Source organism: Nocardia sp. NPDC046763 (genome assembly GCF_040645495.1).
Taxonomy (GTDB): Bacteria; Actinomycetota; Actinomycetes; order Mycobacteriales; family Mycobacteriaceae; genus Nocardia.
Genome location: NZ_JBEYYI010000014.1, coordinates 55,893 through 76,973, shown reverse-complemented (window position 1 = coordinate 76,973; position 21,081 = coordinate 55,893). Strand labels below are relative to the sequence as shown.

20 protein-coding genes are annotated in these 21,081 nt (G+C 68.8%); 7 read left to right on the top strand and 13 right to left on the bottom strand.

Features of this window, described 5'->3' with window-relative positions:
* Window positions 1–5: 5 nt before the first annotated feature.
* From argC to ABZ909_RS22945, 6 genes are read left to right on the top strand one after another with little or no spacing between them, the layout of a single operon-like run.
* Complete coding sequence (argC, locus tag ABZ909_RS22970) at window positions 6–1,067, top strand: N-acetyl-gamma-glutamyl-phosphate reductase (RefSeq protein ID WP_357002855.1); 1,062 nt, start codon at window positions 6–8, stop codon at window positions 1,065–1,067.
* Window positions 1,064–2,272 carry a bifunctional glutamate N-acetyltransferase/amino-acid acetyltransferase ArgJ gene (gene argJ / locus ABZ909_RS22965; RefSeq protein ID WP_357002854.1) on the top strand — a complete coding sequence of 403 codons (1,209 nt, stop codon included), beginning with the start codon at window positions 1,064–1,066 and terminating at the stop codon, window positions 2,270–2,272. Before argC ends, argJ begins: the two co-directional genes overlap by 4 nt.
* Window positions 2,269–3,168 carry an acetylglutamate kinase gene (argB, locus tag ABZ909_RS22960; RefSeq protein ID WP_357002853.1) on the top strand — a complete coding sequence of 300 codons (900 nt, stop codon included), beginning with the start codon at window positions 2,269–2,271 and terminating at the stop codon, window positions 3,166–3,168. The genes argJ and argB overlap by 4 nt, the downstream gene beginning before the upstream one ends.
* Window positions 3,165–4,358, top strand: a complete 1,194-nt coding sequence (locus ABZ909_RS22955) for an acetylornithine transaminase (protein ID WP_357002852.1) — start codon at window positions 3,165–3,167, stop codon at window positions 4,356–4,358. The genes argB and ABZ909_RS22955 overlap by 4 nt, the downstream gene beginning before the upstream one ends.
* On the top strand, window positions 4,355–5,299 hold the full coding sequence (gene argF, locus ABZ909_RS22950; protein WP_357002851.1) for an ornithine carbamoyltransferase: 945 nt from the start codon (window positions 4,355–4,357) through the stop codon (window positions 5,297–5,299). The genes ABZ909_RS22955 and argF overlap by 4 nt, the downstream gene beginning before the upstream one ends.
* A gap of 29 nt (window positions 5,300–5,328) precedes the next feature.
* Complete coding sequence (locus ABZ909_RS22945) at window positions 5,329–5,826, top strand: arginine repressor (RefSeq protein WP_357003075.1); 498 nt, start codon at window positions 5,329–5,331, stop codon at window positions 5,824–5,826.
* A gap of 749 nt (window positions 5,827–6,575) precedes the next feature.
* On the opposite strand, the gene ABZ909_RS22940 is transcribed toward ABZ909_RS22945, so the two are convergent.
* From ABZ909_RS22940 to ABZ909_RS22890, 11 genes are all read right to left on the bottom strand, one after another.
* A complete protein-coding gene (locus tag ABZ909_RS22940; protein WP_357002850.1) occupies window positions 6,576–8,288 on the bottom strand; it encodes an ABC transporter ATP-binding protein in 1,713 nt (570 codons plus the stop codon).
* A gap of 10 nt (window positions 8,289–8,298) precedes the next feature.
* The gene (locus tag ABZ909_RS22935) at window positions 8,299–9,270 is read right to left on the bottom strand and encodes an ABC transporter permease (protein ID WP_357002849.1); all 972 of its coding nucleotides are present in this window, start codon (window positions 9,268–9,270) and stop codon (window positions 8,299–8,301) included.
* Entirely contained in the window at window positions 9,267–10,223 is a 957-nt protein-coding gene (locus ABZ909_RS22930) for an ABC transporter permease (RefSeq protein ID WP_357002848.1), read from the bottom strand. The genes ABZ909_RS22935 and ABZ909_RS22930 overlap by 4 nt, the downstream gene beginning before the upstream one ends.
* Window positions 10,224–10,228: 5 nt before the next feature.
* Window positions 10,229–11,860 carry an ABC transporter substrate-binding protein gene (locus tag ABZ909_RS22925; RefSeq protein ID WP_357002847.1) on the bottom strand — a complete coding sequence of 544 codons (1,632 nt, stop codon included), beginning with the start codon at window positions 11,858–11,860 and terminating at the stop codon, window positions 10,229–10,231.
* Between the two features lie 5 nt (window positions 11,861–11,865).
* Window positions 11,866–13,494, bottom strand: coding sequence for an ABC transporter substrate-binding protein (locus tag ABZ909_RS22920; protein WP_357002846.1), 1,629 nt, complete (start codon window positions 13,492–13,494; stop codon window positions 11,866–11,868).
* Window positions 13,495–13,572: 78 nt separating this feature from the next.
* Window positions 13,573–15,354 (bottom strand): gamma-glutamyltransferase, encoded by a 1,782-nt coding sequence (locus tag ABZ909_RS22915; RefSeq protein WP_357002845.1) that lies wholly within the window; start codon window positions 15,352–15,354, stop codon window positions 13,573–13,575.
* Window positions 15,355–15,368: 14 nt separating this feature from the next.
* Entirely contained in the window at window positions 15,369–15,905 is a 537-nt protein-coding gene (locus tag ABZ909_RS22910; protein WP_357002844.1) for an ATP/GTP-binding protein, read from the bottom strand.
* A 31-nt stretch (window positions 15,906–15,936) separates the two neighbouring features.
* Complete coding sequence (locus ABZ909_RS22905) at window positions 15,937–16,299, bottom strand: DUF742 domain-containing protein (RefSeq protein ID WP_357002843.1); 363 nt, start codon at window positions 16,297–16,299, stop codon at window positions 15,937–15,939.
* Window positions 16,296–16,724 carry a roadblock/LC7 domain-containing protein gene (locus tag ABZ909_RS22900; RefSeq protein ID WP_357002842.1) on the bottom strand — a complete coding sequence of 143 codons (429 nt, stop codon included), beginning with the start codon at window positions 16,722–16,724 and terminating at the stop codon, window positions 16,296–16,298. The genes ABZ909_RS22905 and ABZ909_RS22900 overlap by 4 nt, the downstream gene beginning before the upstream one ends.
* The gene (locus ABZ909_RS22895) at window positions 16,721–19,045 is read right to left on the bottom strand and encodes a nitrate- and nitrite sensing domain-containing protein (RefSeq protein ID WP_357002841.1); all 2,325 of its coding nucleotides are present in this window, start codon (window positions 19,043–19,045) and stop codon (window positions 16,721–16,723) included. The genes ABZ909_RS22900 and ABZ909_RS22895 overlap by 4 nt, the downstream gene beginning before the upstream one ends.
* Before the next feature lie 321 nt (window positions 19,046–19,366).
* Window positions 19,367–19,621 carry a hypothetical protein gene (locus ABZ909_RS22890; protein WP_357002840.1) on the bottom strand — a complete coding sequence of 85 codons (255 nt, stop codon included), beginning with the start codon at window positions 19,619–19,621 and terminating at the stop codon, window positions 19,367–19,369.
* Window positions 19,622–19,691: 70 nt separating this feature from the next.
* Between ABZ909_RS22890 and ABZ909_RS22885 the strand changes: the two genes are divergently transcribed.
* The gene (locus ABZ909_RS22885; RefSeq protein WP_357002839.1) at window positions 19,692–19,841 is read left to right on the top strand and encodes a hypothetical protein; all 150 of its coding nucleotides are present in this window, start codon (window positions 19,692–19,694) and stop codon (window positions 19,839–19,841) included.
* A 25-nt stretch (window positions 19,842–19,866) separates the two neighbouring features.
* Here the strand turns inward: ABZ909_RS22885 and ABZ909_RS22880 are convergent, their stop codons facing one another.
* The gene (locus tag ABZ909_RS22880) at window positions 19,867–20,025 is read right to left on the bottom strand and encodes a hypothetical protein (RefSeq protein WP_357002837.1); all 159 of its coding nucleotides are present in this window, start codon (window positions 20,023–20,025) and stop codon (window positions 19,867–19,869) included.
* A gap of 149 nt (window positions 20,026–20,174) precedes the next feature.
* Window positions 20,175–20,942 carry a trans-aconitate 2-methyltransferase gene (locus ABZ909_RS22875; RefSeq protein ID WP_357002835.1) on the bottom strand — a complete coding sequence of 256 codons (768 nt, stop codon included), beginning with the start codon at window positions 20,940–20,942 and terminating at the stop codon, window positions 20,175–20,177.
* Between the last annotated feature and the right edge of the window lie 139 nt (window positions 20,943–21,081).

Here is a 21,081-nt window from a genome sequence, read left to right as displayed (position 1 = left end):
ATCACATGGTGGATACCTCGAGCGGGCCCCTGCGGGTCGCGGTAGCTGGTGCGAGCGGGTACGCGGGCGGTGAAGTCCTGCGCCTGCTGCTCGGCCATCCAGCCTACCGAAGCGGGCGCCTCGAGATCGGGGCGCTGACCGCGGGGTCCAACGCCGGTACCACCCTGGGTGAGCTGCAGCCGCATCTGCTGCCGCTGGCCGATCGGGTGCTCGCGCCCACCACCGTCGAGGAGCTCTCCGGCCACGATGTGATCTTCCTCGGCCTGCCGCACGGGCAGTCCGCGGCGATCGCCACGGCGTTGCCGGAATCCACGATCATCATCGACTGCGGCGCCGACTTCCGGCTCACCGACGCGGCGGCGTGGGAGAGGTATTACGGCACCCCGCACGCCGGCAGCTGGCCCTACGGGTTGCCCGAGCTGCCCGGCGGGCGCGAGAAGCTGCGCGGCGCCACCCGGATCGCCGTCCCCGGCTGCTACCCGACCGTGTCGAGCCTGGCGCTGGCCCCGGCAGTCGCGGCCGGAATCATCGAACCGCGCGTGAATGTGGTTGCGGTGAGCGGCACGTCGGGCGCGGGCCGCAAACTCGATGTGGGCCTGCTGGGCTCGGAGGTGATGGGCTCGCTGCGGGCCTACGGCATCGCGGGCGCGCACCGGCACACCCCCGAGATCGCGCAGAACCTGAAGGCTGCCACCGGATCCGACGCCGACGTGAGCGTGTCGTTCACCCCGGTGCTGGCCCCGCTGCCGCGCGGCATCCTGGCCACCTGCACCGCCCCCACCACCGTGGACGCCGCCACCGCCCGCGCCGTCTACGAGAAGGCCTATGCCGACGAGCCTTTCGTGCACCTGCTGCCGGAAGGCGTACTGCCGCAGACCGGTTCGGTGCTCGGCTCCAATGCCGTCACCCTCCAGGTCACCGTCGACACCGACGCCGGGCTGCTGGTGGTCATCGGCGCGATCGACAACCTGACCAAGGGCACCGCGGGCGCCGCGGTGCAATCGATGAATCTGGCTCTCGGAATCGACGAGACCGCAGGACTTTCCACCGTAGGAGTGGCACCGTGACGATCGACAACGGCAAGCTGGTGCGGACCCAGGGCGTCACCGCACCGCTGGGCTTCCGGGCCGCGGGCATCGCCGCCGGCATCAAGAAGAGCGGCAAGCCGGACCTGGCGCTGGTGTTCAACGAGGGCCCGGAGTACGCGGCCGCGGGCGTGTTCACCCGCAACAAGGTCAAGGCCGCGCCGGTGCTGTGGTCGCAGCAGGTGCTGACCGGCGGCCGGCTGCGCGCGGTCATCCTGAATTCCGGTGGCGCCAACGCGTGCACCGGCCCGGGCGGCTTCCAGGACACCCACGCGACCGCCGAGGAACTGGCGAAGGCGTTGAGCAACTGGGGAACCGAGACCGGCGCGGGCGAGATCGCGGTCTGCTCCACCGGTTTGATCGGCGACCGGCTGCCCATGGACAAGCTCATCCCGGCCGTCACCGAGATCGTGCACGAGATGGGCGGCGGCCTGTCCGGCGGCGCCGAGGCCGCGCGGGCCATCATGACCACCGATACCGTGCCGAAGGAAACCGCCTTCCACCACCAGGACAAGTGGAATGTGGGCGGCATGGCCAAGGGCGCGGGCATGCTCGCGCCGTCGCTGGCCACCATGCTCGTGGTGCTCACCACCGATGTGGTCGCCACCCCGCAGCAGCTGGACGAGGCGCTGCGCAATGCCACCAGGTACACCTTCGACCGGCTCGACGTGGACGGCTCCTGCTCCACCAACGACACCGTGCTGCTGCTGGCCAACGGCGCCTCGGGCGTCGCCCCCGGCCAGGCGGATCTGAACGCGGCCGTGCTCGCGGTCTGCGACGACCTGGCCGAGCAGCTCATGTCGGATGCCGAGGGCGTCACCAAGCGCGTGCACATCACCGTGCAGGGCGCTGTCAGCGAAGAGGAAGCGCTCATCGGCGCGCGGGCGCTGGCCCGCGACAGCCTGGTCAAGACCGCCTTCTTCGGCTCCGACCCGAACTGGGGCCGGGTGCTGGCGTCCATCGGCATCGCGCCCATCGAACTGGATCCGGATCGGGTCTCGGTGTCGTTCAACGGATCTCCGGTGTGCATCGACGGCGCGGGCGCGCCGGGCGCCCGCGAGGTCGACCTGTCCGGCCCCGACATCCAGGTGCTCGTGGAGCTGGGTCTCGGCGACGGCAAGGCCACCGTCCGCACCACCGACCTCTCGCACGGTTATGTCGAAGAGAACTCGGCCTACAGCTCATGAGCGATGTGGTGAAACAGCTTTCGGCCCTCGACAAGGCGCACGTTCTCGCCGACGCGCTGCCGTGGCTGCAGAAGTTCCGCGACAAGATCGTGGTCGTGAAGTACGGCGGCAACGCCATGATCGACGACGAGCTGAAGCGGGCCTTCGCGGCCGACATGGCGTTCCTGCGCACCGTCGGCGTACACCCGGTGGTGGTGCACGGCGGCGGGCCGCAGATCAGCGCCATGCTGAAGAAGCTCGGCATGACGGGCGAATTCCGCGGCGGCTTCCGCGTCACCACGCCCGAGGTCATGGACGTCGTGCGCATGGTGCTGTTCGGTCAGGTCGGCCGGGAACTGGTGGGGCTCATCAACGCCCATGGCCCGTACGCGGTCGGCATCTCCGGCGAGGACGCCCGGCTGTTCACCGCCACCCGCCGCACCGTGCAGGTCGACGGTGAGGCCACCGATATCGGCCTGGTCGGCGACGTCACCGAGGTGAAGCCGGAGGCCGTGCTGGATCTCATTGCGGCGGGCCGGATTCCGGTGGTCTCCACCATCGCCCCGGACGCCGACGGCGTGGTGCACAACATCAACGCCGACACCGCCGCTGCCGCGCTGGCCCAGGGCATCGGCGCGGAGAAGCTGGTCATCCTCACCGATGTCGAGGGCCTGTACACGAATTGGCCGGACCGGTCCTCGCTGACCAGCCGCATCGACACCGACGAGCTGGCCAAGTTGCTGCCGTCGCTGGACGAGGGCATGGTGCCCAAGATGGAAGCCTGCCTGCGTGCCGTCGAGTGCGGCGTTCCCACCGCGCACGTGATCGACGGACGTGTCGCCCACTCGGTCCTGCTGGAACTGTTCACCGGGGAAGGCATCGGCACGATGGTCACCCCCGCACAGGAGATCTCATGAGCACAGCCGACATCCAGCAGCGGTGGAACACCGCGCTGATGAACAACTACGGCACCCCCAAGGTGGCGCTGGTGCGCGGCGCGGGCGCGGTCGTCTACGACGCCGACGGCAAGCGCTACCTCGACTTCCTGGGCGGCATCGCGGTCAACAGCCTCGGCCACGCGCACCCGGCCATCCTGTCCGCGGTCACCCAGCAGCTCGGCACCCTAGGTCACGTCTCGAACCTGTATGCCAGCGAACCGGTCATCGAGCTGGCCGAGCGGCTGCTCGCGCACTTCGGCGACGGGCACGGGAAGGCGTTCTTCTGCAACTCCGGCACCGAGGCCAACGAGGCCGCCTTCAAGATGGCGCGGCTGACCGGGCGGAGGAAGATCATCGCCTGCGAGGAGGCCTTCCACGGCCGCACCATGGGCGCGCTCGCGCTGACCGGTCAGCCCTCGAAGCGGGAACCGTTCGAGCCCATGCCGCCCGGCGTGATCCACGTGCCCTATGGTGACGCGCTGGCCCTGGCCGCCGCCGTCGACAAGGACACGGCCGCGGTGTTCCTGGAACCCATCATGGGGGAGAGCGGCGTCGTGGTGCCCCCGGCCGACTACCTGGCCAAGGCCCGCGCCATCACCAAAGAGCAAGGCGCGCTGCTGATCCTGGACGAGGTGCAGACCGGAATCGGCCGCACCGGCGCGTTCTACGCGCACCAGGCCGCGGGCATCGTGCCCGATGTCATCACCCTGGCCAAGGGCCTCGGCGGCGGCCTGCCCATCGGCGCCGTGCTGGCCCAGGGCCCGGCCGCGGAGCTGCTGCAGCCGGGCATGCACGGCACCACCTTCGGAGGCAATCCGGTGTGCGCGGCGGCGGCGCTGGCCGTGCTGCGGACCATCGACGAAGACGGTCTGCTCTCGCACGTGGAGACGGTGGGCAAGATCCTCGTCGACGGGATCGAGACCCTCGGCCACCCGCTGGTCGACCACGTGCGGGGTGCGGGCCTGCTCATCGGTATCCAGCTGACCGCCGATGCCTCCACGGACGTGGAGCTGGCCGCCCGGGAGGCCGGGTACCTGCTGAATCCGGCCAAGCCCAACGTGATTCGCCTCGCTCCGCCCCTGGTGCTCACCGAGACCCAGGCGGAGAACTTCCTGTCCGACCTGCCCGGCATCCTCGATGCCGCCCAGGCCCAGAAGGAGACCAAGTGACTATCCGGCATTTCCTGCGTGACGATGACGTCACCCCCGCCGAGCAGGCCGAGATCCTCGCGCTGGCAGCGGAATTGAAGGCCGCACCGCAGTCGCGGCGGCCGCTGGAGGGCCCGCGCGGCGTCGCGGTCATGTTCGAGAAGAACTCCACCCGGACCCGGTTCTCCTTCGAGATGGGCATCGCCCAGCTCGGCGGGCACGCCGTCGTGGTCGACGGCCGCGACACTCAGCTGGGACGCGAGGAGACCCTCGCCGACACCGGCCGGGTGCTGTCGCGGTATGTGGACGCCATCGTCTGGCGCACCTTCGAGCAGGCGCGTCTGGACGAGATGGCCGGTGCCGCAACGGTTCCCGTGGTCAACGCGCTGTCCAACGAGTTCCACCCCTGCCAGGTGCTGGCGGATCTGCAGACGCTGAAGGAGCGCAAGGGCTCCGACCTGAGCGGCCGCAACCTCACCTATCTCGGCGACGGCGCGAACAATATGGCGCACTCGCTCATGCTCGGCGGCGCCACCGCGGGCATGAACGTGACCATCGCCGCCCCCGAGGGTTTCGAGCCGTTCGGCTGGATCGTCGACGCCGCCCAGAAACGCGCCGCCGAGACCGGCGCGACCATCACCATCACCGATGACCCGCAGGCCGCGGCCGAGGGCGCGGACGCGCTGGTCACCGATGCCTGGACCTCCATGGGCCAGGAGAACGACGGCCGCGACCGCGTCGCCCCGTTCCGTCCCTTCCAGGTCAATGCCGGGCTGCTGGCCCGTGCGGCCGCGGATGTGACGGTGCTGCACTGCCTTCCGGCGCACCGCGGTGAGGAGATCACCGACGAGGTCATCGACGGCCCGCACAGCGCGGTCTGGGACGAGGCCGAGAACCGCCTGCACGCGCAGAAGGCGCTGCTGGTGTGGCTGCTGGAGCGACACCAGCGAGGCGAGAGGTGAGCAGCGGCGAACGTCGCACGGCCGCACCGGTGTCCGGCAAGTCGGGTGCGGCCATTGCCCGCACCCGCGCCGGCCGCCAGGCCCGGATCGTCGCCATCCTCTCCCAGCACGAGGTGCGCAGCCAGTCGGAACTGGCCGTGCTGCTCTCGTCCGAGGGCATCGAGACCACCCAGGCGACACTGTCCCGCGACCTCGACGAACTCGGCGCGGTCAAGCTGCGCGCGGCCGACGGCGGCGCCGGCGTGTATGTGGTTCCCGAGGACGGCAGCCCTGTCCGCGGCGTGACCGGCGGCACCGAGCGGCTCTCGAAACTGCTCGGCGACCTGCTGGTCTCCACCGACGCCAGCGGCAATATCGCAGTCCTGCGTACCCCGCCGGGCGCCGCGCACTTCCTGGCCAGCGCCCTCGACCGCGCCGCCCTGCCGGAGGTGGTCGGCACCATCGCGGGCGACGACACCATCGCCGTCATCGCGCGCGAGCCCATGACCGGCGCGGAACTCGCCGCCAAGATCGAACAGCTGGCCTGAATCGGACTGTGCCGCAGGATAATTGCGGTAGTGGGGTAGAGGTACGGGCGTACGCTCGGTAGGAAGGACATCCCCGAGCAAGGAACGCACATGTGCGAAGGCTATGGACTGATCGGATCCTTCGAAGCCGGGACGCGGGAGCGGCCTCACGTCCCCGAGGTGGTCCGGCCCAGCCTGCGCCGGACCGACGACGGGGTCTGGGTGGTCATGGCCCGCAAGGTGGCCCGGCACATCGACGGGGATCGGTTCATTCCGGCGACCGGCGGGGCGCCCTACCCGCGCGACGCGATCGCCGAATGCCGGCGCGGTCGGAGTCACGCGGTGCCGGACGAGGACTGCAGCTGCGGTTTCCACGCCGTATCCGAAGCCGCACCGGAACCCTACGGCGGCCGCTTCACCGTACTCGAGGTCGTGCTGTCCGGGCGGATCCTGGCCTCCCACTGGATTCGCGGCGGCCTACTCTTCCGCGCCGAACGACAGACCGTCATCACCTGGTCGGATATCACTGTGCCGCAACCGGTTCGGTTGCCGGACCTGCCACCGCGGCCGCCCACCCCACCCCTGGAGCCCGGCGGCCGCACCGCTCGCCTGCGCCCGCCCGACCCGCGTGGCCTGGATCGCGCCGGATTGCGCCTGCCGGTGCGTGAGCCCCAGGTCGTGCGGCTCGCCGACGATGCGGGCTACTGCGTGCTCGATCGGGTCCAGGGGCGGTGGGGGCGAAGCCCTCGAACTCCCGCGAGTACTTCCGATCAGTGGGGCTGGTCGGACAATTCTGGGAGGGTTGAGGATTCGCTGTCCTCCGTGTCCTCCGTGGCCTCCGTGGCCTCCGTGTCCTCCGTGGCCTCCGCGGGCTGGGGAGCGGTGGCGCCGGGGATGGCGGCCAGGAGGTCTCGGGTGTAAGGGTCGTTGGGGGAGTTGAGGATTCGGTCGGTGGGGCCCTGTTCCAGGATTCGGCCGTTGCGCATGACCACCACGTCGTGGGCGAGGGCGCGCACGACAGCCAGGTCGTGGGTGATGAACAGGTAGCTGAGGTTCAGTTCGGACTGGAGGGTGGCGAGGAGGGTGAGGATTTGGTTCTGTACCAGGACATCCAGGGCCGAGACGGGCTCGTCGCAGATCATGAGGCGGGGTTCGACGGCCAGGGCGCGGGCGATGGCCACTCGCTGGCGTTGACCGCCGGACAGCTCGTGCGGGTAGCGGTGGGCGAGGCTCGCGGGGAGCGCCACCTGGTCGAGGAGTTCGGTGACGCGGGCGCGGTGGGTGGTGCGGTCGCCGGTTGCGAAGGCGCGCAACGGTTCCGTGATGAGGCGTTCGACCGTCCACATCGGGTCCAGCGACGAGTACGGGTCCTGGAAGACCGGCTGCATCGCGCGCCGTGCCGCCCGGAGCCGTGCGCCGCGCAGGGTCGCCACCTCCTCGCCGTCGAATCGCACGATGCCGGAGGTGGCGGGCAGCAGTCCCAGCACCATGCGGGAGGTGGTGGTCTTGCCCGAACCTGATTCGCCGACAATGGCGGTGGTGCGGCCACGGCCGACGGTGAACGAAATATTGTCGACAGCACGAACCACTTCGCGGCGGCCCCGGATTCGGAACTCCTTGGTGAGCTGCGAAACCTCCAGTATCGGAGGCTCTTCCGTGACAGCGGACTCGGAGTCGGTGGTCTCCTCGGTCGGCGGGAGCACCGTGAGGCGCGCCGGCGCGGCGGCCACCAGTCGGCGGGTGTAGTCCTCCTGTGGATCGGTCAATACCTCGCGGGCGGGGCCGGATTCGACGATCCGCCCCTCGGACATCACCAGCACCCGGTCCGCCCGCTCGGCCGCCAGTGCCAGGTCGTGGGTGACCAGCAGCAGCGCGGTCCCCAATTCCTTGGTGAGTTCTTCCAGATGGTCGAGGATCCGGCGTTGCACGGTGACGTCGAGGGCGGAGGTGGGCTCGTCGGCGATCAGCAGGCCGGGCCGGCAGGACAGGCCGATGGCGATCAGCGCGCGCTGGCGCTGGCCGCCGGAGAGTTCGTGCGGGTACTGGCGCGCGCGCCGGGCCGGCTCGGACAGGCCCGCCTCGCCGAGCAATTCGATCGCTCGGTCCGAAGCCGCTCGCCCCGAGCAGAGGCCGTGTGCCACCAGGGTTTCCGACACCTGTCGTCCCACCCGGGACACGGGATTCAGGTTCGACATCGGGTCCTGCGGCACCAAACCGATTTCCTTGCCGCGGATCCCGCGCATCTGCTTCTCATCGGCGCGGGTGATGTCCGTACCCCGCCACCGGATGCTCCCGTCACGGACTCGGCCGGAGCCGGGAAGCAGGCCGATGATCGCGTGCGCGAGTGAGGATTTGCCGGATCCGGAGGCGCCGACCAGTGCGACGCGCTCACCGGGCGCAACCGTCACGTCGACCCCGTCCACGGCCGTGACCGCGCCGAAGTCCACGCGCAGATCGCTGATCTCCAACAGTGATTCGCTCATCGCGGTCCCTTCAACGGCTCGTCTTCGGATCGAGCGCATCGCGCAGCGCATCGCCGAAAAGATTGAATCCCAAGCAGATCAGCAGCAGCGTCACACCCGGGAAGATGCCCGGCCACGGTGTGCGCATCAGATACTGCTGCGCGTCCGAAAGCATGATGCCCAGGCTGGGTTTCGGCGGCTTGATGCCCAGACCCAGGAACGACAGGATCGCCTCGCCGAGCACGGCAGTCGGCATGATCACGGTGGCCTGCACGATGATCGGGCCCAGCGCATTGGGCACGACGTGCTCGCCGAGAATGCGCCATGACGGGACGTGCATGGCGCGGGCCGCGAGCACGAAGTCGGTTTCCTCGAGCCGCAACGTCTCCGCGCGCACCACCCGCATCATGACCGGCACCTGCGCGACGCCGAGGGCGATGGCGGCCTGGGTGAGGCCCCCGCCGTAGAGGGCGGTGAGCCCGACGGCGAGCATGACGAACGGGAAGGCCAGTACTGTGTCCGCGATCCGCGACAGCACCGCGTCCAGCCACCGCCAATACCCGGCCAGACCCATCGGCACCCCGACGACCACCGCGCACAGCACCGCCAGCACGCCCACCTCGAGCGAGGCGCGGGTGCCGTACAGCACCCGCGAGAGCACGTCGCGTCCCAGATCGTCTGTGCCCAGCGCGAATCCGACCGTCCCCGGCTTCTGGAACGGGGTCGGGAAATGCACCTCGGCGGGCGAGTAGGGAGCCAATAGGGGCGCGAACACCCCGGCCGCGATCACGATCAGCAGCAACGCCGCGCCGACCATGCCCAGCGGATTGGCCCGCAAGCGGCGCAGCACGCGACCGCGCACCGCCGTGGGCGGCGGGGTAGTCGTGGGTGAATCGGGTTCGGCCACAGGTGATTCGGTCTCCACCGGAGTGGATTCCGCGGGCGCCTCGAGGTCCACCCCGGCATCCTCGGGGCTGGACTCGGTGCTCTCCGACACAGTCACTGCGCCCTCCCGGACACTCGCACTCGCGGGTCGATCACCGTGTACAGCACGTCGACCAGCAGATTGATCACGATGTAGGACGCGGCGATCACCAGCACGACCGCTTGAATCACCGGATAGTCCCGGGAGAACACCGAATCCAGGGTCAGCTTCCCGATGCCGGGCAGGCTGAAGATGCGCTCGGTGACCACCGTGCCCGCGATGAGCAGGCCGAGCTGCAGGCCGATGACCGTGGTCACCACGATCAGGCTGTTGCGCAGCCCGTAGTGCAGGATCACCGTGCGCGGTGCGAGCCCCTTGGCCCGGGCCGTGCGAACGAAGTCGGCGGTCAGCGTCTCCACCATGGACGAGCGCGTCTGCCGCTGCACGACCGCCGCGTGCGTCACGCCCAGGATCAGCGCGGGCAGCGTCAGGAAGTAGAGGCCGCGCAACGGATGCTCGAACGGGGACACATATCCCGACGCCGGGAACAGCCCCAGCCCGACCGACAGGTAGAGCACGGCGAGGATGCCCAGCCAGAAGGTGGGCACCGACAACCCGACCAGCGAGACGCCGTTGACCACCCATTCGGGCCAGCGCCCGCGATACGCCGCGGCGATCACGCCGCCGATCACGCCGACCAGCACCGCGATGAGCACGGCGTACAGCGCCAATTCGAGGGTGACCGGCAGGGTCACCCGAATCATGTGGCCCACGGGGGTTCCGGTCCGAATGGACCGGCCGAAGTCACCGTGCAACGCGTGCCCGGCGAAGTCCAGATACTGCACCGGCAGCGACCGATCCAACCCCAGATCGGTCCGCACCGCGGCGATGGTCGCCGGATCCGCCTGTTCACCGGCCATCGCCGTGGCCGGGTCGCCGGGCAGCGCGCGCACTCCGGCAAACACGACCAGCGAGACCAGCACCAGCGTCACCGCGGATTGCCAGAGGCGGTGGAAGACAAACTGCAACATGGTTTTCAGCTATTCCGTTCCGAGACGAACGCCGCCTTGCCGAGCCGGACCGCGCCGTCGGCGTACACCTCGATCCCGGTCACCCGGGTCGAGTGCGCGGTCAGGTTGCGCAGCCGATAGGTGTAGATGTACGGGTTGTCCCGCGCGATGGACCGGACCGCCTGCTCGTACAGGGCCCCGCGCCGCGCGGGACTGGTGGTGTGCGCGGCCCAGGCCAGCACATCGTCCAACGAGGGGGAGCTGTATCCGGTGTAGTTGCCGGTGGAACCCGTCACGAGAAAGCGGGCGATATTGCCGTCCGGGTCCAGGCGCCCGGACCAGCCCAGCAGCAGCGCCTCATAGGTGCCGCGCTTCTGCGCGTCGAGCATGGCCGAGTATTCGGTCGGCACGATCCGCAGATCGAATCCGCCGGCGGCCACCGCGTCCCGCAGCACCTGCGCGTATTCGAGCTGGTCGGCGACATTCATGACCTGCATGGAGATCGGGTAGGGAGTCTGCACCCCCGCCTCGGCCAGCAACCGGCGCGAGCGCTCCGGATCGAAGGCCGGGCACGCCGTACTGGCCTGCGTCGCATAGGAGGTGAGCGGTGCGATGGCCGTGCACGCCGGGTCGTACCAGCCCTTGAACGCCTTGTCCACCAACGCCTGCCGATCGATGCTCAGCGAGAGCGCCTGGCGGATACGAGGATCCTTGGCGAGCGGGGTGTCGATCTGCTTCGGCGTCTTGCCCGCACCGTCCACATTGCCGATGTTCAGGTAGAAGCCCTGGAAGCCGAACGAACCCGAAACCAGCAGGTGCAGACGGGGATCTGTGCTCAGCGCGTCGGCGTCCTGGGGCGACATGGTGTCCGCGACCTGGATCGCACCCGAGTGCAGCGCGGCCGTGCGAGCCTTGGGGTCGGCCATGATGCGATAGGTGATGGTGTCGAAGTGCACGTTCTGGGCGTCGTAGTACAGGGGATCACGCTCAACCACGATGGAGGTCTGCGCCGTGCGCTGCGCGAACTTGAACGGGCCGACACACACCGGATGGTCGCCGAAGTCGTTGCCCTCCTCCTTGAGCGCGGTCGGCGACATGATCATTCCGGCGCGGTCGGCGAGCGCGGCGGTGATCGGCGCGAAGGGCGTGCGGTAGTGGATCACCACTTGGGCGGGACCGTCCGTTTCGACCTCGGCGATCGGGCCGAGTTCGGCGCTGCGCTGCGAGCCCTCCATGCTCAGGTGCCGCCGCAGGCTGGTACGGACCGCGGCCGCGTCGAACGGCGTGCCGTCGGCGAAGCTGACCCCGGTGCGAATCGGGATGGTGACCGTCAGGCCGTCGTCGGAGAAGCGCGGCAGCTCCGTGGCCAGCTGGGGGACGAGGTTGCCGGAAGCGTTGTTGTCGTAGAGCTTTTCGCAGATCGTGCTCATCACGTAGCGCGTGTAGAGCGAGCTGGAGGTGGTCGGGTCCAGGCGGTCCGGATCGTTGGACAGCCCCATCACCAGATCGCCGCCCTGTTGTACCTGCTGGTCACCGACCGGTTGCCCGTAATCGTCGGCGTGCGTGGCGATGGCGACCGGCGCCTGGCTGTGCGAGCACGAGGCCACCGCGAGGGCGGTGACACCGAGGGCGAGGGCCCGGAGCAAGCGAATGCGCATGGTCCTCAGCCCTTGTCCATGAGGAACGCGGCCTTGCCCACCCGCACGACACCGTCGGGGTACGTCTCGATGCCGGTCACCTTGGTGGAATGCACCGTCAGCAGCCGCTCGCGGTAGGTGTAGATGTATGGGTTGTCCTTCTGGATGATCTGCACCGCTCGCCCGTACAGATCCGCACGGCGCGCGGTGTCGGTGGTGCGGGCCGCCTGCCCGAGCAGATCGTCGAGCGCCGGCGAGCTGTAGCCGGAGTAGTTGCCGCCGGACCCGGTCGTCATGAACCGGGAGATATTGCCGTCCGGGTCGATTCGACCCGACCAGCCCAGCATCAGCGCCTCATAGGTTCCGCGCTTCTGCACGTCGAGCAGGGTCGAGTACTCGGTCGGGACGATATCCAGCTCGAATCCACCCGCCGCGATATCGGCCTGCAGTGCCTGCGCGTACCGGAGCTGGTCCTGTGTGTTCTGCACCTGCAACCTCACCCGGTACGGGGTCTTCACCCCCGCCTCGGCGAGCAGTTGCCGGGCACGCTGGGGATCGTAAGCGGGACAGGCGATTCCGGCGGGCGTGGCGTAGGTGCTCCGCGGCACGATCGGCGAGCACGCTGCCTCGAACCAATTGTTGAATACCGTGTCGACCAAGGTGTTTCGATCGATGCTCAGCGAGAGTGCCTCGCGGACACGGGCATCCTTGGCCAGCGGGGTGTCGATCGGCTTGGCGGGCTTGCCCACGCCGTCCACGTTTCCGATGTTCAGGTACAGGCCCCGGAAGTTGAGGCCCCGCGACTGCAACAGGCGCAGACTCGAATCCTTTTCCAGCGCATCGGCATCCTGCGGGCTGATGGTGTCGGCGACCTGGATGTCACCGGAGCGCAGGTTGGCCGCACGAATATTGGCCTCGGTCATGATGCGGTAGGTGACGGTGTCGAGATGCACCTGCGCCGCGTCGTAATACAGCGGATCGCGCTCGACCACGATCGAGGTCTGCGGCACCCGCGCCACGAACTTGAACGGGCCGACGCACACCGGATGATCCCCGAAATTGTCTCCCGCCTTGGTCAGTTCGGCCGGGGACATGATCATTCCGGCCCGGTCGGCCAGCGCCGCGGTGATGGGCGCGAACGGCTTCTTGTAGTGGATCACCACCTCCGCCGCGCCATTCGCCTCGATGCCCGCGATCGGGCCCATCTCACTGGTCCGTTGCGAGGTCTTCAAGCTGAAATGCCGCTGCAGGCTGGTCTGCACGGCGACCGCGTCGAACGGCGTGCCGTCGGCGAACTTGATGCCCGTGCGAACCGGGATGGTGACCGTCAGCCCGTCCGGCGACACCGCCGGCAGGGCGGTCGCCAACTGCGGGACCAGGTTGCCGGAAGCGTCGTTGTCGTAGAGCTTTTCGCAGATCGAGCTCATCACGTAACGGGTGTAGAGCGAGCTGGAGGTGGTCGGGTCGAGGCGGTCGGGTTCGGCCGACAGACCCATCACCAGATCGCCGCCCGTCCGGACCGACTGGCTGCCCACCGGGGTGCCGAAATCATCGGCGTGTGTGGCGGTGTGGTCGGGATACTGCAGTGCCGCGCAGGACGCGAGCGTGACGGCGACCATGCCGAGGCCGAACAGCCTGGCGAGGCGAACGAGCATGCGCAACAACCTACTTCAACATCCGATGAATTCCGCGCCGGACAACCGCCACGCAATTCCGTTCATATGCTGTTCTTTTCATCGACCGGCCGCGTATCCCTGCATGCCCCGGGGATTGGATCCGGCGGCGAGCACACCGGTCTCCGGATCGCGGGCCACGGCGCACAGCCGGCCCTCCGACCACGGGCCGCCGACGGTGATGCGGTGACCCCGGCGCTCCAGGTCGGTGATCACGTCGTCGCCGATCCGCGATTCCACCACCGTCACACCGGGATTCATGAGCCGCGGATAGAACGATCCGGGAAAGCTCTCCTGATGCCAGTTCGGCGCGTCGATCGCCCCTTGCAGATCGAGGCTCCCGCGCACCCGCTCACCCAGCGCGACCGCCAGGAAGAAGTGCAAGCTCCACTGATCTTGTTGATCGCCACCGGGAGTGCCGAACGCCATGACCGCCTCGCCGTCGCGCAGCGCCAGCGACGGGGTCAGCGTGGTGCGCGGACGACGGCCGGGGACGAGCGAATTCGGGAGCTCGGGCTCGAGCCACGACATTTGCAGGCGGGTGCCGAGCGGGAAGCCCAGTTCCGGCACCACCGGATTGGATTGCAGCCAGCCGCCGCTGGGCGTCGCCGCGATCATATTGCCCCAGCGGTCCACCACGTCGAGATGACAGGTGTCGCCCCGGGTGCCGCCGTTGGAGGCGACAGTCGGCTCGCCCGCGCCGAGCGGAACAGCCACCCCGCCAGCCGAATTCGATCGCGCATAGGAACTGAGCCGGGGCGTCAGGCCGTCCGGGCTGCCGGGACGCAGCTCCTCCGAGGACTTCTCCCCGATCAGCGCCCGCCGCCCGGCGTTGTACTCCGGCGACAGCAACTGCTCGAGCGTGACCGGCGTGCTGTCGCCGTACCAGGCTTCGCGATCGGCCATGGCGAGCTTCGAGCCCTCGATGAGGACGTGGTAGTACTCGGGCGTGCCGTAGGCCGGCGGCTCGGTCAGCAGCGCGAGCTGCTGCAGGAACACCGGTCCCTGACTCCACAGTCCGGCCTTGGCGATGGTCCAGCCATTCCAGTCGTAGGTGGCCGGATCCTCGTGGGTGGCCTCGAAATTCGCCAGATCCTCTAGTCCGAGCGTGCCGGTGTGCCGCTCGCCGGAGGTGTCCATGGTCGGTCGCGTGGCCGCGGCGGCCAGCGCCTCGGCGATGAAACCGGTCCGCCACACTCGCCGGGCCGCTTCGATCTGCGCGTCCCGGTCCGCACCGGCCGCCTCGGCCTCGGCCAGCACCCGCCGCCAGGTGTCGGCCAGTGCCTGATTGCGCAGCAGCGCGCCCGGCGCGGGCGGCTTGCCGTCGCTCAGATACACGGCCGCGGAACTGGTCCACTCGGTTTCGAACAGCCCCTGGACCTCGGCGATGGTCGCGCCGATCCGCTCCACCGCCGGATGTCCGCGCTCGGCGTAGCCGATGGCGTAGGACAGCACCTCCGCCAGCCGCTTGGTCCCGTGATCGCGCAGCAGCAGCATCCAGGCGTCGAACGCGCCGGGCACCGCGGCGGCCAAAGGCCCGGTGCCGGGCACCAATTCGAGGCCCAGCCCCCGGTAGTGGTCAATGGTCGCGCCGGCCGGCGCCGGGCCCTGGCCGCACAGCACCCGTGGGGCCTGCCCAGCTGGCGCGAGGATGATCGGCACCTCGCCGGCGGGGCCATTGAGGTGCGGCTCCACGACATGCAGCACGAAGGCCGCGGCCACGGCGGCGTCGAAGGCATTGCCGTCGTCCTCGAGCACCGCCATGGCGGTGGCCGAGGCCAGCCAGTGGGTGGAGGACACCATGCCGAAGGTGCCCTGCAGGGTGGGACGCGTGGTGAACATTGCCCGGGACTCCTCTACACCGCCAGCCGGTGGTACAGCACCTGCTCGAGCAGAGCTACCAGCACGTTCTTCACCGATTCACGGTCGCGCGCATCGCATTCCAGCACGGGAATGTCGTCGTCGAGTTCCAGCGCCTCGCGCACCTCCTCCAGATCGAAGCGCGGTTCGCCGTCGAAGCGGTTGACCACGACCACGAACGGGGTCCCGGTCTGCTCGAAGTAGTCCAGCACCGGATAGCAGTCGTCGATGCGGCTGGTGTCGACCACGATCACCGCGCCGAGCGCACCGTCCACCAGGTCGTCCCACAGGAAGACGAACCGCTCCTGGCCGGGCGTGCCGAACAGGTAGAGGATCAGCGACCGATCCAGGGTGATGCGGCCGAAGTCGAGCGCCACCGTGGTCTGGGTCTTGTCCGCGCGGTGACCCGGATCGTCGACATTGATCGAGGCTTCGGTCATGGCGGCCTCGGTGGCCAGCGGCTCGATCTCGGAGATCGCACCGATGAAAGTCGTCTTGCCGACGCCGAATCCGCCACTGATCACGATCTTCACCGAGGACGGTGTGCGTGGGGAGGTACGAACGTCAGAGTGCGCGGACAAGGTCCCGGATCCTCTCGATGGCGGCGGTGGACAGCTCGGGCGCCTCGCGGACCGTCAGATAGCCGCCGGCGGCGAGATCGCTCACGATCACCTTGGCGACGCCGACCGGAACATGCAGTGCGGCAGCGATTTCGGCGATGGAAGTCGGCTGCTGGCACAACCGCACCACCTCGCGCTGTTCGAGCTGGATGGGCGCGGAGTACGCGTGCGGCGCCGCGTGCACCAGGGTTTCGATGCGCAGGCCCTCGATCACCGGGGTGGTGCGGCCACCGGTGACGACGAAGGGCCGGACGAAATCGTGCGTACTGTCGTCGAGGTCTGCGCGGACCGAGTCGGAATCTCTCATCGGCGCAGGGTCTCTCGTAGCTCCGTGATGAGCGCCGGATCCAGCAGCGAGCCGGCGCGTTCGGCCAGGATGGACATCTCGTAGCCGAGCAGGCCGACATCGCAATTGCCGTCCGCGATCACACCCAGGCAACTGCCGTTGCCCATGGCCGAGACGAGCAGGAAGCCGCGCTTCATCTCGATCATGATCAGCTTGAGACCCTCGAAGGCGTAGCTGCGCGAGGCGCTGGTGGCCAGGCTGGTGAGCCCGGACACCATGGCGGCCAGGCGATCTGCCGCGACCCGTTCCAAACCGTCGGACATGGCGATGAGCAGCCCGTCGGAGGAGACCGCGACGGTATCGCGGACCCCCGGGGTATCGCGAACGAAGTTCGCCAGCAGCCAGCTGAAGGTATGGGGATCGGCACTCGGCAGCTGGGCGGTCACCGGATCTCCTCTCGGGTCGTCACGGACGGGGGTAGTGATGCGGAATCTGTCGTGCGGGGGGACATCTCGCGGGTGATCGGCGACAACCCGGAGGAGGTCGAGTAGATCTCGATGCCGCGCTCGTGGCCCGCCCGGAAGGCGGCCAGCATGGAACGGGTCTGCTCGGGGGTCCGGTCGGCCGCCGGCTCCGGCGGCGGGGGCGGGGCGGCCTCGGCGCGAGGCTGCTCCGGTGCGGCGGCGGCGGCGGCGCGAGCGACCTTGTTGCGCCTGACCAAACCATTGCGCGTGGTCGCCAGGCCGGTGGGCTCCGGCCGGTCGACGATCCTCGGCGGCGTCTCCGGTTCGGGCATCCGGCTCACCGGCGCGGTGACGGCCTCGGGCACCCGGCTCACCAGCGCGGCGTCGGGCTCGGCAACGACCGGGACCGCGACGTGTGCCGGCTCCGGCATCGGCGCGCTCACCGGTGCCGGATCCGAGCCCCACGTCGGTTCGATCGTGGTGGCGCCGGTCGGCTCCCGCACGGTCTCGGGTTCCAGATCCCCATCGGCCGCAAGCAATTCCGGAGGCAGGGTCAGCCGGGCGACGATGCCGCTGACCGGCGAGGTGCTCAGCTCGATCTCGATGCCCAGGCGCTGGGCCAGCCGGCCGACCACGTAGTGACCCAAGTAGCGGGTCGGCGCGACGATGAAGTCCTGTTCGCCCCGCAACTTGGCATTGGACTGGGCCAGCTGCTCGGCCGACATGCCGACACCGTGGTCGACCACTGCCAGCAGATACCCCTGTGCCGCACGGCGGCCGTAGACCTCGACATCCAGATCGGGTGGCGAAAAGGCCAGACCGTTCTCGAGCAATTCGGCGAGCATATGGGAGAGTTCGCTGGCCGCCGTGCCCACGATGAGCACATCTTCGATGCGGCGCAACACCACTCGCCGATAGTCGTCCACCTCCGACATGCCCGCGCGGATCACATTGACCAGCGAGATCGGCTGCGTCAGCCGCCGCGGGCTGTTCTCACCGACGAGCACCAGCAGGCTCTCGGCATTGCGGCGCATGCGGGTGGCAAGGTGATCCAATTCGAACAGATTCGCCAGACCCTGCGGGTCGAGCTCCTCGCGTTCGAAGTGGCTGATCAGGGCGAGCTGCCGGTGCACCAGCTTCTGATTGCGGCGCGCCAGGCTGCCCATCGACTCGATGGTGTTGCGCCGGCCCAGCGCCTGCTGCGAGGCGAGTTCGAAGGCGGTGGTCTGCACACGATCCAATGCGCCTGCGACGGCGGCGATCTCGGCACTCGCGCCGGCGGGCGTCAGCACGGCGCGGGGCGCGTCCGGTGCGCTGTCGGCGGCCTGCGACCACGCGTCGATGACCTCCGGCAGCCGCCGGGACGCCACCTCATCGGCCTCCCCGGCCAGCGCGGCCAGCGGGCGCACCAGGGCGCGCACCGAGGCGAGCACCAGCGCGATCATGGCGGCGATGGCGATCGCCGCGCCGATCAGGAAGACGATCAGCTGGGTCTGCGCCGCGTCGCGCAGTTGATCGGCGCGCGAACGGATGTCGTCGCCGACGGCCTTCTGCACGGCCCGTTGCGCGTCGATGAGACCGGTCAGCCGCGTCCACCAGGTCGCCGGATCCACCGGGCGGGCCAGCGTCCCGTCGCCCGAGGCGAGCGCGATGCTCTCGTCGTGCTCGGCCACGGTGGCGTCGTCACCGCGCATGGCATCGTCCAGATCGCCCTGTCGGTTCTTGTCGGCATAGCGGGAAAACGATTGCAGGGCAGACTGTTTGGCCGAACGGATCTCCATGAACTGCCCGTACTCGCCGCCGGAGAAGTGCCCTGCCACGAAGACGCCATTGAGGAAGCCGCGCTCCTTGTCGAACTGCTCCTTGACCGCGCCGAGCGCGTAGAACGCTTGCAATCCGCGCTGCAATTGCGCGTCATCGGCCCGATCGAGGCCGAGCGTCAGCTGATTCAGCGCACTTACCGCGTCGCCATAGAACTTGAGCACGACCGGCCTGCTGACGCGGCGCGTATCGACCTGAGTGCGGGTGTTCGCCAAGAGATTCAACTGCGTGAGCGCCGCGCGCACCTGATCCGCGCCGGGCGCGTCTCCCGCTGCCGCGTCCTTGACCGCGCCGAGCGTGCTGTCGACGGTGCGCCGCTGCGCGATCAGCGCCGGCTGCAGGCTGTTGTCACCGCCGAGCAGGCCGTTGCTGAGGCCGAGTTCGCGCTGGATCTGGTCGGTCAGGTCCTGGACGTCGAGGGCCAGCGATACGGCCTGGCGGGTGTCGTCGGATTCGCGGTAATCCTTATACGCCCGTTGCACGGTCGCTGCCAAGGGAACAAGAACCAAAATCAAAGCGAACGCCAAGATTCGAGAAAGCTGCCCGCCAATTGTCCGGGCGCGCAATATCCCGGTGAATGCAACCCTCGGTACCGGCTGTGCGTCCGCAGCTGACGCAGTCCCCGACTCCGTTCTGTCCCTTGACATTTCGCGCCATAGGATTGGACGCACCAGCTGTAACTCCTCTGAAAGTCCGTGAGTGCTGAAATCGAGCCCACGGCAGCCGTCTGAAAGCTTTCACACCGGTACGCACCAGTCAACTCGAGAGTCGCTTAATTCCCGGTGCTCCCGACTTAATGCAGGTCATTCCTGGTGTGGCGTGAGGACTTTCGTCAGCAGTCCGGCCGGCTGGGTGCGTCCCGCGGGGATGAGGGCGGCGAAGGCCGTGGCGCTGACCGATTCCTGGAGGCCGGCGATCGCCCGGCGCTGCTTCTCACCCGCGGTGGTCAGGGCCAGCCGGAAGGCGCGGCGATCGGTGGCGTCCGGGGTGCGGTGCGGGGGGGAGAGGTCGTGGTCGGCGGAGCCCCGCCGATCCGGGCGAATACCTCGGCCGCGCACTGGAAATCGCCGGGGACGAACTCACCGTCCCGCAGATCGCCGCCACCACCGGGGACGTGGCTATGCCCGCATGCCGCAGCGCTTGCTCCGCATGATGGGTCCCGAATCGCGAATGTTCTTCTGGTTCGGCGAATCCGGCTATCGCGCCGATATTCCCGTTCTGCGGCGCCTCCATCCGGCCTTGCTCACCATGCGGGAATGGATGGCCACCTGCCGTTGAATGGCCGGCGGGTGGTTCCACTACGTCAGTTGAACGGGTACTGGCCGGGCGGGTAGGCACCGCCGCCGCCCTGGCCGGTGCCGCCGGAGGAGATGAGATCCTGGGCGAACTGCAGTGCCGCTCCTCCGATGGACAGGATGTCGCGGCCGAGGGTGCCCAGGTTCTGTGCGAGTGTCGAGAGCATGGCAGGATCCTTCGGTTGGCCCGGAAGTGTCGACTTCCAGCGTGGCACAGCGGCGTACGCCGTGATCGTGAATCACACCGAAGGGTGGGTTTCGGACATTTGCCGGATTCGGTGCCGACCGGCCGCTCCGAGGAGGCGACCGGTTCCTCTCACTCCGGCTTGTGCGCGACCGCGAACACGCGACGGAACGGCAACCAGGTGACACCGTCCGGCTGCTGCGGATAGGCCGATCGCAGCAGTGGCGCGAGCTCGGCCCGGAAGTCCGGCCACGCTGCATCGTCGAGCGCGTCGCGGACCGGACGCAGTGCGGTTCCGGTCACCCATTCCAGTACCGGATCGTCCCCGGTCAGCGGTTGCAGATAGGTGGTCTCCCAGGCATCGACCCGGCACCCGGCCGCCGTCAGCACCCCGGCGTATCCGGCGGGATCGGGGACCGCCTGCCGATCCAGAATCCCCGCCGCCTCCAGCCGTTCCTGCCACCGCGGTGACGACGCGAGCTCCCGGATCGCGAGATGTGAAGGCGCATCGAAGTTCCCGGGTACCTGAATCGCCAGCCAGGCTCCGTCCGGCAGGGCTGCTACCCAATCCGGCAGCAGCGCAAGATGATCCGGTACCCACTGCAGCACGGCGTTGGTCACCACCACGTCGGTGTCCGGTGCGGGCCGCCAGTCGCGGACATCAGCGACGGTGGCATCGATGCCGAGTTCCCGTGCCGCGGCGACCATTTCAGGTGAGGAGTCGAACGCCTCGAGGGTTGCTTCCGGCCACCTGGCCGCGAGTGCCACGGTGAGATTCCCCGGGCCGCAGCCGACATCGGCCACCCGCCGGGGTTTGTCCGCACCGACCCGCCCGACCAGATCGAAGAACGGCCGCGCGCGTAGGTCGTCGAAGGCGAGGTACTTGTCCGGATCCCACATGGGTCCCTCCGCATGAACGTCGAATTTCCCAAACCGTACGTTCGTACTGTATTCCTCGCCGGGTTCCGGTGCAAGGATGTGACGGTCGCCGGCGGTCGGACCCACGCAGGTGAAGGCCCCGGTTATGAATGGGATTGCA